The organism is Streptomyces sp. CY-1 (genome assembly GCF_047218265.1).
In the GTDB taxonomy this organism is placed as follows: Bacteria; Actinomycetota; Actinomycetes; order Streptomycetales; family Streptomycetaceae; genus Streptomyces; species Streptomyces niphimycinicus.
In genome coordinates this window covers 8318091-8330714 of the sequence record NZ_CP178393.1, presented here as the reverse complement: position 1 = coordinate 8330714, position 12624 = coordinate 8318091, and the positions used below count along the sequence as shown (strand labels likewise).

The following is a 12624-nucleotide window of genomic DNA, read 5'->3' as shown; positions in this document are numbered from 1 at the left end:
AACGCTCAGACGTCGCTCAGCTCCGTATGGCGGGCGGCCAGCCCCTGCGCGCCGTGTTCGGTCAGGGTGCCGTGCAGACGCAGGCGGGCGACGCCGCCGTCCGGGTAGATGTCGATGCGGACGTGGGTCACCGGCGGGGCCGCCTCGAGGACGAAGCGGTGGACCGTGTCGGGCTGGAGGCGGGTGCGGGGCAGGAGTTCGGTCCAGGACGGGGAGGTGTGGTCGGCCGGGTCCGCGCCGGAGGTGGCGTCGAGGCCGTACAGCGCCGCCCAGCCCGGTGCGTTGCCCTTGTAGCAGCCGGTGTCGATCTCCACGGCGCGCAGCGACGCCTGGGCGGTGAGGCGGTAGCGGACCCAGTCGTGGCCGGTGTCGCGGCGGCGGCGGGTCTCCCAGCCCTCGTCCATCTTGTGGGAGCGGCCGGGCTGGATGGAGTTGGCGGGCGGGGAGTAGAAGCGGTCGGAGGCGTCCTCGGCCGCGCCGCCGTGCTCCAGCGCCACCACGTCGAAGGTGCCGAGTGCGGTGAGCCACGCCGGGTCGGGGGCGACCTCGCCGTGGACGCGGAGGCGGGCGATGCCGCCGTCGGGGTGCTGCTTGAGGCGGAGGTGGGTGAAGCGGCGGGCCACGGAGACGGGGAAGCCGTTGGCCGCGTGGCCGCCGATCCGCGTATGGGGGACGAGTTCGGTCCATACGACGTCGTCGGCGAGGAGTTCCTCGGGGGACGGGGTGCCGTCCACCGCCGTCGCCTCGACGCTCACCGCCCGCGGGTAGTTGCCGCGGAAGTGGGCGGTGTCGACGACGATGCCGTGGACGACCCCGGGCGCGCCGAGGCGGATCAGGGCCCAGTCGTGGTCGTCCTCGGCCGGATGCGGGGTGTCGGCGGAGGCTCCGCGCCGCCGCCGGGTCTCCCAGCCGTCCATGACCTTGCCCTTGTGGCCGAAGGCGGCGGGGTCGAAGTGCGGGGGCTCGGGCCTCAGCAGATTCTCGCGCTCGGCGAAGAACTCGTCGTTGGCCGCGACCACGCTGCCGCCGAGCCGCCGGTCGGCCAGGTCCACGAGGTGGGTGAAGGGGAGGTCGGCGGTCCGGTAGTCGGCGTACGGATCGCCACCGCCGTACGGGGCGGCGTCACCGGTGAAGCGGGGGGTCGGCGCGGTCATGTGCGGGGCTGCCTTTCCAGGAGTCGGCCGGTGGGTTCGCTCGTCGCGCCGCGGTCGGCGATCGCGCCACGGTCGGTGGTCGCGCCACGGTCGGTGGTCGCGCCACGGTCGGTGGTCGCGCCATGGTCGGCGATCTTCCGGCCGCGCAGCCAGGTGGACCGTACGACGCCGTACAGCGTTCTGCCCGCGTAGGCGGTGACCTGGTTGCGGTGGTGGAGGGCGGCGGGGTCGACGGTGAAGGTCTCGTCGGGGGCGAGGACCGCGAAGTCGGCGTCCCGGCCGACCTCGATGGCGCCCTTACGGTCGAGACCGACGAGCGCGGCGGGGCCGGTGGACATCCAGCGGGCCACGTCGTGAAGGGTGTGGCCGCGCCGCCGGGCCGCCGTCCAGACGGCGGGGAGGCCGAGCTGGAGCGAGGAGATGCCGCCCCAGGCCCGCCCGAAGTCGTCCACCTTGAGGTCGGCCGTGCAGGGCGAGTGGTCGGAGACGACGCAGTCGATCTCCCCGGCCGCCAGGCCCGCCCACAGCGCGTCCTGGTTGGCGGCCTCCCTTATGGGCGGACAGCACTTGAACTCCGTGGCGCCGTCCGGGACTTCCTCGGCGGTGAGGGTCAGGAAGTGCGGGCAGGTCTCCACGGTGATCCGGACGCCCTTACGGCGGGCGTCGGCGATCAGCGGCAGCGCGTCGGCGGACGAGAGGTGCAGGACGTGGACGCGGGCGTCCAGCTCGTGGGCGAGGGCGATGAGGCCCGCGATGGCCTCGTTCTCGGCGGCGCGCGGGCGGGAGGCGAGGAAGTCGGTGTAGCGCGGTCCGGTGGGCGGTGGGGCGTCGTCGATGAGGCGGGCGTCCTCGGCGTGGACGATCAGCAGTCCGCCGAAGCCCGCGATCTCGCGGAGGGCGGTCCGGAGCTGGTCGGGGGCGAGCGGCGGAAACTCGTCCACACCGGAGGGGAGCAGGAACGCCTTGAAGCCGAGGACGCCCGCGTCGTGCAGCGGCCGCAGATCCGGGGCGTTCCCGGGCACTGCGCCGCCCCAGAACCCGATGTCGACATGGGCCGACCGCCGGGCGACGGCCCGTTTGACCTCCAGGGCCGGGACGGTGGTGGTCGGCGGGATGCTGTTGAGCGGCATGTCGACAAGGGTGGTGACGCCGCCGGCCGCGGCGGCGCGGGTGGCCGGGCCGAACCCCTCCCAGGCGGTGCGGCCGGGGTCGTTGACATGGACGTGGGTGTCGACGAGGCCGGGGAGGAGGACGTCGTCGCCGAGATCCTCGACCCTCGCGCCATCCGGGTCCGGGGTGTCGTACGGCCCGATAGCCACGATGCGGCCGTCGGCGACGGACACGGAAGCCGCGCGCGGGCCGTCCGGGGTCATGACGCGTCGTGAGCGCAGCACCAGGTCCGGTTCCGGCACCACGCCCGGCTCCGAACGCTCTTCCCGATCCAGGTCGAACACCGTCACCAACCTATCGCTATACGGAATTAGCTTTCCATTGGGCGTTGAGCACGGCAAGTCTTTACTCCGCCACCGGGCGGGTCAAGACTCCACCCGTCGTGACCTGCGAGGTGACCTGCGAGGTGATCAGCGCCTGGGCCATCGCGCCGCCGACCCTGGCCTTCGCGGACCTCAGACCGTAGATGCCCCCGGCGATGACCAGCCCGAAGCACCAGGAGAACGGGGCGACGTCCGCGAAGAACCTGACCAGCGCGAGCACCGCGGAGACGGCGGCCGCGGGCACGAAGGCGATGACGGCATCGGGGTTGAAGCCCCGGCGGTAGTAGTACGCCCCCGCCTCGTCCGCGCTGAACAGGGCGTCGACATCGATCCGGCCGCGCCGCACCAGGTAGTAGTCGACCAGCAGGATCGCGACGAGCGGGCCGAGGAAGGCGCCGAGGCCACCCAGGAAGTACTGGATGACGACCGGGCTGGAGTACAGCTTCCACGGCAATACGACGATCGCGAGCACCGCCGTGACCATGCCGCCGCGCCGGAAGTCCAGGTGCCTGGGGGCGAGGTTGGCGAAGTCGTACGCGGGTGAGACGAAGTTCGCCACGACGTTGATCCCGATCGTGGCGATCATGAAGGACAGCGCGCCGACCACCGTGACCACCGGGTTGTCGATCCGCGCGATGACATGGACCGGATCGGCGATCGCGGTGCCGAAGACCGAGATCGTGCCCGCCGTCATCAGTACGGAGACGACGGCGAAGGCGGTGAAATTCACCGGCAGCCCCAGCAGATTGCCGCGCCGGTAGGAACGGTGGTCCGGGGTGAAGCGGGCGAAGTCGGCGTAGTTGAGCACCAGGGTGAGGAAGGTGGCCACGGTCAGACTGACCGCGATCACGCTCTGGTGGAGCTGTTCGCCGCCGCTCAGCCCGGTCAGACTGCGGGTGAGCGAGATGTCGCCGCCCGCCTTGACCACCAGCCATACGGCGAGCGCGAGCATGACCAGCCAGACCACCGGGCCGGTGGCGAAGTCCTGCACCTTGCGGATGAACTCCATGCCCCGGGTCAGCAGCACCGCCTGGAGCAGCCACATCACCAGGAACGCGACCCAGCCCAGGGTGGACAGGCCAAGGATGGAGTTGTGGTCGTACGCCGCGAGCCCCGGCGCGAGCTGGACGCCGAGCAGGATGAGCGCCTCGGAGGCCAGCCAGGTCTGGATGCCGTACCAGGCGACCGCCATCACCGCCCGGATCAGCGCCGGGATATTGGCCCCGTACACCCCCCAACTGGCCCGCGCCAGGACCGGGAAGGGCACTCCGGTGCGGTGGCCCGCGTGGCCCATGCGGTTCATGAGCCAGTAGACGATGGTGATGCCGGCGAGCAGGGACAGGAACACCTCCCAGGTGGGCAGCCCGAGGACGAACAGGCTTGCCGCGAAGGCGTAGTTGCTGATCGCGTGGGTGTCCGACATCCACAGGGCGAAGATGCTGTACGTCCCCCAACTCCGCTTCTCCGCGGGCGCGAGGTCCTCGTTGTAAAGGCGGGGGTCGGGCGATTGGGGTGCTGCCATGGTGCCCTCCGAAGGGGTGGTGCGGAACTGCCGTCACGCGGCCCGTCTCTTCCGCATGACGGTGACGTGCGGGCGTTGCCGATCGATGACACCGGCGTTTCCCACGGCGTCGGGGCACCGGCGCCGGCGTGCGTCGGCTCCGATCCCGGGCCGGGTCACGGGGCGCTTGGGCGGCCCTCGCCGATCGGCCAACCGACGATGGTCTTGGGCCGCGGCGGGGCGAAGGCCCGCACCTTGCTGGTGGACAGGCCCAGCCCGACGAGCGCCTCGGCGAACTTCACGGCGGCGGCGACCCCGTCGACGACGGGCAGACCGCCCAGCGCCTCCGAGACCCGCTCCCGCAGCCCGGCCATGCCCCCGCAGCCCAGGCAGATCACCTCGGCGCCGTCCCGCTCCACCACCTCCCGCGCCCTCGCCACGATCACCTCGACCGTCCGCTCCCGGTCCGCCTCCAGCTCCAGTACGCCAAGACCGGTGCCGCGCACCCCCGCGCAGCGCCCCAGCAGACCGGCCGTGAGCAGCCGGTCCCGGATTTGCGGCACGGCCCGGTCGAGGGTGGTGACGACGCCGTAGGAATGGCCGAGCATCATGGCCATCTGGGCGGCGGACTCGGCGATGTCGAGGACCGGAACGTCGAGCAGTTCCTGCGCCCCCTCCCGTCCCGGCTCGCCGAACCCGGCCATGACCAGCGCGTCGAAGGGTTCGTCGAACGTCGTCAGCCGGTCCAGTACGGCGGCGGCGCTCAGATACCCGTCGAAGTGACCCTCGATCGATTCGGGGCCCCACAGCGGCTCGGTGGCCACGATGGTGGTGCCGGGGCTCGCACTGGCCTCGGCGAGCTCCCGGATGGTGGCGGTCATGGCGGCTGTGGTGTTGGGATTCAGCACAAGGATGCGCATAGCACTCCCGCGACGACTTTATCTTCCATAAGATGGAAGTAACTTTTCGGGATGCAGAAATTAGTCAGCGTGGTCACCCCCGTCAATGGATCGGACCGAGATCGTTGACAAGCGGCTACAGGGAGGTCGCCGCGGACGGGTAGGCTGCCCGTGGCCGGTCGGCCGCGGCGTCCTACGCGTGTGCGAGGCCGGCGCCGCCACCGTGAAAGGAAGTCGCCGACGTGCCGTCCGCTGAGTCCAAGACCGCCGCCACCACCGCCGGATCCGGTGGCGTCCAGTCCCTGGAGCGCGCCTTCGACCTGCTGGAGCGGATGGCCGACGCCGGGGGCGAGGTCGGGCTGAGCGAGCTGTCCACCAGCAGCGGGCTGCCGCTGCCCACCATTCACCGGCTGATGCGCACGCTGGTGGCCTGCGGCTATGTCCGTCAGCAGCCCAACCGCCGCTATGCCCTCGGGCCCCGGCTGATCCGGCTCGGCGAGAGCTCGGCCCGGCTGCTGGGCACCTGGGCGCGGCCGTATCTGGCGCGGCTGGTGGAGGAGACCGGCGAGACCGCGAACATGGCGCTGCTGGACGGCGATGAGGTGGTGTACGTGGCGCAGGTGCCCTCGCGCCACTCGATGCGGATGTTCACCGAGGTCGGGCGGCGGGTGCTGCCCCACACCACGGGCGTCGGCAAGGCGCTGCTGGCGAGCACGCCGCCCGAGGAGGTGCGCGCCCTGCTGGCCCGTACCGGCATGCCCGCGGTGACCGAGAAGACGATCACCTCGCCGGACGGGTTCCTCGACGCGCTGCGGCAGGTCCTTGAGCTGGGCTACGCGGTGGACGACAACGAGCAGGAGATGGGGGTGCGCTGCCTCGCGGTGCCGGTGCCCGACTCCCCCGCACCGGCGGCCATCTCCATCTCGGGCCCGGCGGGCCGGGTGACGGACGAGGCCACCCAGCGGATCGTGCCGATCCTCAAGGAGGTCGCGGTCGAGCTGTCGGGGGCGCTGGCCAGCACGGGTTCCGCCTGACGGCGGAGCGCCACCGGCGGCGGGCGCGGCACGGGGCCGCCGCCCGGCTCGGTGGGGCCACCCGGCTCAGTCCCTCCCTATGCCCGTCCGGGGCGCGCTGCTGAACTGGTCGATCGCCGCGCGGACGCCCGTCAGGGCGGAGCCCAGTGCGCTGACCGAGCCCAGCGCGCCCGCGATGAGCAGCAGCGAGCGGCGCAGGCGGTGCAGCTCCGGCGCGCCGGTGCGGGCCATGGCGTCGAGCGCGGCCAGCTCGTCGTCGGCGATCGCCCGGTCCGGTAATTCCGCCGGGTGGGCGGCCAGGTCACGCCTGAGCCGGGCCACGGCACGGCGCAGCTCGGCCGCCCTCGGATCGTCATCGGTGCCCGCCACTCGCCTGGCTTCCACGACTGCGGCGCCCTCCACTGACAAGGCACCGGGATCACCCCAGAGCCTCGCGCCATCGTTGGCCAACACTGCCCTTCGCCCCCTCGCGCCCTCTCGCACAGCCTGCCCCCTTCCCGCATGGCCGCCCCAACCCTCCACCTCAGGTGGATTCGGACACAAGGGGCCGCGGATCAGTTAACGCCACTCAGTGCACGACGCGCTATACGGAGAGCGAAAATCAGACCGGCTGGGATGAAGCCCCCGCACGGCCCCCAGGTGCGGTAAGCAGGGCGCATGGATCGCACAACGGATGACTCCGCGCAGGTCGCCGGGATCGTGCTGGCGGCCGGGGGCGGCCGGCGGCTGGGCGGGCGGCCGAAAGCCCTTTTGACGCATCGGGGGCGGCCGCTGGTGGAGCACGCCGCGCGGGCGCTGCGCGAGGGCGGCTGCGCGCCCGTGCACATCGTGCTGGGCGCCGCGGCCGGGACCGTACGGGCACGGGCCCATCTGCCCGGGTACGTCCTGGTCGACAACCCCGACTGGGAGCAGGGCATGGGCTCCTCGCTGCGGGCCGGGCTCGGCTCACTGGCCGGTACGGGGGCGCGGGCGGCGCTGATCGCGCTGGTGGACCAGCCGGGGATCGGCGCCGAGGCGGTGGCGCGGGTGGTGGCCGCGTATCGCTCGCCGTCGACCCTGGCGGCCGCCGCGTACGGCGGGGAGCGGGGGCATCCGGTGCTGTTCGGCGCGGACCGGTGGGCGGATATCACGGCGAGTGCGGAGGGCGACCGGGGGGCACGCGCCTATCTGCGGGCGCATCGGTCCGCGATCACGCTCGTCGACTGCTCGGATATCGCCCGTACGGACGACATCGACACCCCCGAGGACTTGACGCTGCTGGAATGAGACGTCGAGGGGGCCATGGACGCGACCTTCAACAGAAGATTGAACTTCCACCATGAGAAACTTATTATCCACTAGACAAAATGACTGCGAGCGTCCAGCCAGGACTCGTCTAAGGAGTGACGGCCCATGTCCGCACCAGCGCCTTCCCCGCTGGCCATCGTCGACGCCGAACCGCTGGAGCGTCAGGGGGAGGTGCTGACCGACGCGGCCCTGGCCTTCCTGGCCGAGCTCCACCACCGCTTCACCCCGCGCCGGGACGAGCTGCTCGCGCGCCGCGCGGAGCGCCGCGCCGAGATCGCCCGCACCAGCACCCTGGACTTCCTCCCGGAGACCGCCCATATCCGGGAGGACCCCGACTGGCGCGTCGCCCCCGCCCCGCCCGCCCTCGAGGACCGCCGGGTGGAGATCACCGGCCCCACCGACCGCAAGATGACCATCAACGCCCTCAACTCCGGCGCCAAGGTCTGGCTCGCCGACTTCGAGGACGCCTCCGCCCCCACCTGGGCGAATGTGATCGGCGGCCAGCTCAATCTGATCGACGCCTATGAGCGCCGGATCGACTTCACCTCCCCCGAGGGCAAGAGCTACGCACTGCGTCCCGACGACGCGCTGGCCACCGTCGTCACCCGGCCGCGCGGCTGGCATCTCGACGAGCGCCATCTGCGGGCCGCCGACGGCCGCCCCGTCCCCGGCGCCCTGGTCGACTTCGGGCTGTACTTCTTCCACAACGCCCGCCGGCTGCTCGCCCAGGGCAAGGGGCCGTACTTCTACCTCCCCAAGACCGAGTCGCATCTCGAGGCCCGCCTGTGGAACGACGTCTTCGTCTTCGCACAGGACCATCTCTCGGTTCCGCAAGGGACGATCCGCGCCACCGTTCTGATCGAGACGATCACGGCGGCGTACGAGATGGACGAGATCCTCTACGAGCTCCGCGACCATGCCTCCGGGCTCAACGCGGGCCGCTGGGACTATCTCTTCTCCATCGTCAAGAACTTCCGCGACGGCGGCCCCGGCTTCGTCCTGCCGGACCGCAACGCGGTCACGATGACCGCCCCGTTCATGCGCGCCTACACCGAACTGCTCGTCCGCACCTGCCACAAGCGCGGCGCGCACGCGATCGGCGGCATGGCGGCCTTCATCCCCTCGCGCCGTGACCCCGAGGTCAACGCGGTCGCGTTCGACAAGGTCAAGGCCGACAAGGACCGTGAGGCAGGCGACGGTTTCGACGGCTCCTGGGTCGCCCATCCGGATCTGGTCCCGGTCGCCCGGGCCTCCTTCGACGCGGTCCTCGGCGACCGGCCGCACCAGAAGGACCGGCTGCGCGAGGACGTCCGGGTCACCGCGGCCGAGCTGATCGACGTCGCGTCGCTCGACGCCAGGCCCACCCATGACGGCCTGCGCAACGCCGTGCAGGTCGGCACCCGCTATATCGAGGCATGGCTGCGCGGCCTCGGCGCCGTCGCGATCTTCAACCTGATGGAGGACGCGGCCACCGCCGAGATCTCCCGCTCCCAGATCTGGCAGTGGGTCAACGCGGGAGTGGTCTTCGAGAACGGCGAGAAGGTCACGGCCGATCTTGTCCGTAAGGTCGCCGCCGAGGAGCTGGCGGCGATCCGCGAGGAGGTCGGCGAGGACGCCTTCGCCGCGGGCAGGTGGAGCCAGGCGCACGATCTGCTGCTGAGGGTCGCGCTGGACGCGGACTACACGGAGTTCCTGACGCTGCCCGCGTACGAACTGCTGGGCTGATCGGGCCCGTTCGGCCGCGAGGGCCCCGGACCGTACGGATACGGTCCGGGGCCCCGGCCGGCGCTACGGCGTGTAGAGCTGGGAGCGCGGCACGATCCGCTGGGGCACGCTGGGGCTGGACCACAGCAGCTTCATATGGGCCTCACCGGTCTGCTCGGTGTACTCGATCTTGATGGCGTGCTTGGTTCCGGCGCGCAGCGCGACGGTCGCCTTGTCGACCTGTGGTTCATGCGGGGTGGTGTTGTCGATGACCAGACGGCCGTCGATCCACACCCGCGCGGTGTCGTCGGAGACGGTCGTGAGCGTGTAGGTCTCGCTGTGCCGGGGCTGGAGGAAGCCGGTCCAGCGGACGCCGAAGTGGTCGGTGGGGACAACGGCGGCCGGGGAGCCGGCGAACCTCCAGATGTGGTTGACGGCCGGGTCGGTCCGGGTGACCGCCGGGGGCCCGGTGAAGGTCTCATTGGCGAAGACCTCCTCCCGCAGCCCCTGACCCCGGCCCTCGGGCGCCGCCGGGGCCGGTTTCACCGTCAGCTCGATCACCGAGGCGGTGGGGTCGGCCGGTCCGCCGGAGGGGGTGAGATCGAAGCCGTCGCCCGCCTTCGCCACCTCGACCCGCTGTGTGCTGCCCAGCACCCGGGCGCCGGTCACCGTGAACGGCGCCCTGGCGGTGAGGTGGAGGGGCCGCCCCGCGGCGGGCCAGGCGGTGACGGACGCGTACAGCCGGTCGCCCGACCGGCTGACCGCGCCCCAGGACGGCTCGTCGACCAGCCCGGTGGCCCCGGCCCCGTACACCGCGCGGCCCTGGCCCGAGGTCCGCAGCCAGGAGCCGATCTCGCGAAGGCGGTCGACGGAGGGCTGGGGAACACGGCCCAGTTTGTCGGGGCCGACATTGAGGAGGTAATTGCCGCCGCGGCTCGCGATATCGAGGAGATTGCGGGTGAGGGTGGCGGGCGACTTCCAGTCCTGGTCGTATTTGGCGAAGCCCCAGTGGCCGTTGAGGGTCATACAGCTCTCCCACAACTGCCCGGCCACGGGCGCGTCCGGGATTTCCTGCTCGGGCGTTCCGTAGTCGCCGTCGACCACGCGGCGCTTGCCGACCCGGTTGTTGGTGATCAGATCGGGGTCGAGCCCGTGCAGATAGGTCTGAAGCCGCTCGCCGTCCTGGGCGGACCAGGTGTTGGCGGGGTTGTCCGCGTCCCATTCCCCGTCGAACCAGAGCAGTGCCGGATGGTAGCCGTCGATCAGCTCCTTGAGCTGGGCGTACATCCGCTTCTCATAGCGGGGGAAGGTGGCGGGGTCGGCGAAGTCGGGGTCGTGCCAGTCCCAGATCGAGTAGTAGAAGCCGAGTTTGATCCCGGCGGCGTCCGCGGCGGACTTCAACTCGGCCAGAATGTCGCGCCGTTGGTCGAATGAGGAGTGGTCGCGCAGATTCCAGGTGTTCTGCTTGGTCGGCCACATCGCGTATCCGTCGTGATGCTTGGAGGTGATGACGATATAGCGCTGCCCGGCGTCCTTGGCCGCCTTGACGACGGCCTTGGCGTCGAAGGACGCGGGATCGAAGTCCTGGGCGGCGTCCTCGTACTCGCTCATCGGGATCTGGCAGCTTCGCTTGATCCACTCCGCGTCGCGGCAGACGGTCCCGTCCGCCCGCTGGTATTCGCCCTCCAACTGGGAGTAGGCGCCGAAGTGGATGAACATCCCGAAGCGGTCCTGCCGCCACCAGCCGGTGCGGTCGGAGGTGAACGGATCGTCGGTCGCGTAGTCGGTGCCGGGTCCGGGCTCCCGCGCCGCGGTCGGCGCCGCCGGCGCCGCGGTGGCGGCGGAAGGGCCGCTGAGGATCGTCGCCAGCACCATGCCGAGCAGAAGGCTGAGCGCTCGGAGAGGGATGACGGCCCGTCGTCTGGACGTGCGCATGGCGGCTCCTGTGCTCATGGGTGGTCGGACAGGAGGGCTGGCCAGCCGCGTACGGGAACCTAGAGGCGTAAAGATGGGATGTCAACGGGGCCCGAACGCACCGATGGGCCGCCGCGCAGCCGCGAGGAGCGGCTCGCCATGGCGACCCATCCGATGAATCGGCGCGGTGTTCAGTCGTCCGCGGCGATACGGGCCAGACGTCGCGCCTCGCTGCGCGCCTCCCGTGCGATCTCGTCCTCGTCCACGGTGAGCAGCCGGCCCGACTCCACCACCGGAGCGCCGTTCACCAGCGACAGGGTGACCGGGGCGGGGGCGCCGAGGACGAGGGCGGCGACCGGGTCGGCGATCGACGAATGGCCGAGGCCGTCCAGCTTCCACAGCACCAGGTCGGCCAGTTTGCCCGGCTCCAGCGAGCCGATCTCGCCCTGGCGGCCGAGCACCCGCGCACCGCCGTAGGTGCCCAGGCGCAGCGCCTGACGGACGTTCAGCGCCTTCTCGCGGTGCCCGCCGAGCCGGTTGACCAGCAGCGCGTTGCGCAGCTCGGTGTGCAGCTCACCGGATTCGTTGGAGGCGGTGCCGTCCACGCCGAGGCCGACCGGTACGTCCGCGGCCAGCAGATCGGGGACCCGGGCGATCCCGGCGGCGAGCCGGGCGTTGGACGAGGGACAGTGGGCCACCCCGGTGCCGGTCCGGGCGAACGCCTGGATGTCGGTGTCGCTCATGTGCACGCAGTGGGCCATCCACACGTCCTCGCCCAGCCAGCCGGTGGACTCGAAGTAGTCGGTCGGTCCCATCCCGAACCGCTCCTGGCAGAACTTCTCCTCCTCCACCGTCTCCGAGCCGTGGGTGTGCAGCCGTACGCCCTTGCGGCGGGCCAGCACCGCGGACTCGCGGAGCAGTTCGGTGGAGACGGAGAACGGCGAGCAGGGCGCGACCGCGATCCGCAGCATCGCGTCGGACTCCGGGTCGTGGTGGGCGTTGATGGCCCTCTCGGTGGCGGCCAGCGCGTCCTCGGTGGACTCCACGGCGAAGTCCGGCGGCAGCCCGCCGGCGGAGGCGCCGAGGTCCATGGAGCCGCGGGCGGCGGTGAACCGCACGCCCAGCTCGCCCGCCGCGCGGATCTCGGCGCCCAGCAGATCGCCGCTGCCGCGCGGGAAGACGTAGTGGTGGTCCATGGCGGTGGTGACCCCGCCGCGCACCATCATCGCCAGCGAGCCGCGGGCCGCCGCGTGGACCATCGGCTCGTCGATCCGCGCCCAGACGGGATAGAGCGCGACCAGCCAGTCGAAGAGGTTGCTGTCCTGGGCCAGGCCGCGGGTGAGCCACTGGTAGAAGTGGTGATGGGTGTTGACCAGGCCCGGGGTGACCAGGTGTCCGGTGCCGTCGATCCGGCGGGCCACGTCCTCCAGGCCCCGCGGCGCGCGGCCCTCGCCCACCGACTCGATGCGGTTGCCTGCGACGACGACATGGCCGGACGCGTACTCGGTGTCCTGCGCGTCCACGGTGGCGACGGCGCAGTTCTCGATGACGATGCGGTGCACGGAGCGTGGCCCTTCCGTCGGATGAGTCAAGGGGGATCCGGTCAGTCGGTGGGGAGCCGGTCAGTCGGTGGGGAGC

Annotated in this window: 10 protein-coding genes; 3 read left to right on the top strand and 7 right to left on the bottom strand. The window is 71.5% G+C overall.

Features of this window, described 5'->3' with window-relative positions; all coding sequences use genetic code 11:
- Positions 1–5 precede the first annotated feature (5 nt).
- The 4 genes from alc to ACK1X7_RS35800 all read right to left on the bottom strand — a co-directional run bounded on the left by alc (position 6) and on the right by ACK1X7_RS35800 (position 5068).
- Positions 6–1154, bottom strand: a complete 1149-nt coding sequence (gene alc / locus ACK1X7_RS35815; protein WP_390792817.1) for an allantoicase — start codon at positions 1152–1154, stop codon at positions 6–8.
- Positions 1151–2527 (bottom strand): allantoinase AllB, encoded by a 1377-nt coding sequence (gene allB / locus ACK1X7_RS35810; protein ID WP_413116936.1) that lies wholly within the window; start codon positions 2525–2527, stop codon positions 1151–1153. Before allB ends, alc begins: the two co-directional genes overlap by 4 nt.
- Positions 2528–2669: 142 nt before the next feature.
- Positions 2670–4169 carry an NCS1 family nucleobase:cation symporter-1 gene (locus ACK1X7_RS35805; RefSeq protein WP_390792816.1) on the bottom strand — a complete coding sequence of 500 codons (1500 nt, stop codon included), beginning with the start codon at positions 4167–4169 and terminating at the stop codon, positions 2670–2672.
- Positions 4170–4324: 155 nt separating this feature from the next.
- The gene (locus ACK1X7_RS35800; RefSeq protein WP_385137976.1) at positions 4325–5068 is read right to left on the bottom strand and encodes an aspartate/glutamate racemase family protein; all 744 of its coding nucleotides are present in this window, start codon (positions 5066–5068) and stop codon (positions 4325–4327) included.
- A 221-nt stretch (positions 5069–5289) separates the two neighbouring features.
- Here ACK1X7_RS35800 and ACK1X7_RS35795 point away from each other — a divergent pair, with 221 nt between their 5' ends.
- Positions 5290–6081, top strand: a complete 792-nt coding sequence (locus ACK1X7_RS35795; RefSeq protein ID WP_385137978.1) for an IclR family transcriptional regulator — start codon at positions 5290–5292, stop codon at positions 6079–6081.
- Between the two features lie 66 nt (positions 6082–6147).
- Here ACK1X7_RS35795 and ACK1X7_RS35790 read toward each other — a convergent pair whose 3' ends face one another.
- Positions 6148–6465, bottom strand: a complete 318-nt coding sequence (locus ACK1X7_RS35790) for a DUF5955 family protein (protein ID WP_361501354.1) — start codon at positions 6463–6465, stop codon at positions 6148–6150.
- A 273-nt stretch (positions 6466–6738) separates the two neighbouring features.
- Here ACK1X7_RS35790 and ACK1X7_RS35785 point away from each other — a divergent pair, with 273 nt between their 5' ends.
- Both ACK1X7_RS35785 and aceB read left to right on the top strand, forming a co-directional pair.
- A complete protein-coding gene (locus ACK1X7_RS35785; RefSeq protein ID WP_385137980.1) occupies positions 6739–7347 on the top strand; it encodes a nucleotidyltransferase family protein in 609 nt (202 codons plus the stop codon).
- Between the two features lie 126 nt (positions 7348–7473).
- Positions 7474–9093, top strand: a complete 1620-nt coding sequence (aceB, locus tag ACK1X7_RS35780; protein ID WP_385137982.1) for a malate synthase A — start codon at positions 7474–7476, stop codon at positions 9091–9093.
- Positions 9094–9156: 63 nt separating this feature from the next.
- Here the strand turns inward: aceB and ACK1X7_RS35775 are convergent, their stop codons facing one another.
- Both ACK1X7_RS35775 and ACK1X7_RS35770 read right to left on the bottom strand, forming a co-directional pair.
- Positions 9157–11007 (bottom strand): alpha-L-fucosidase, encoded by a 1851-nt coding sequence (locus ACK1X7_RS35775; protein ID WP_413116144.1) that lies wholly within the window; start codon positions 11005–11007, stop codon positions 9157–9159.
- A 170-nt stretch (positions 11008–11177) separates the two neighbouring features.
- Positions 11178–12548 (bottom strand): 8-oxoguanine deaminase, encoded by a 1371-nt coding sequence (locus ACK1X7_RS35770; RefSeq protein WP_398158585.1) that lies wholly within the window; start codon positions 12546–12548, stop codon positions 11178–11180.
- Positions 12549–12624: the final 76 nt, after the last annotated feature.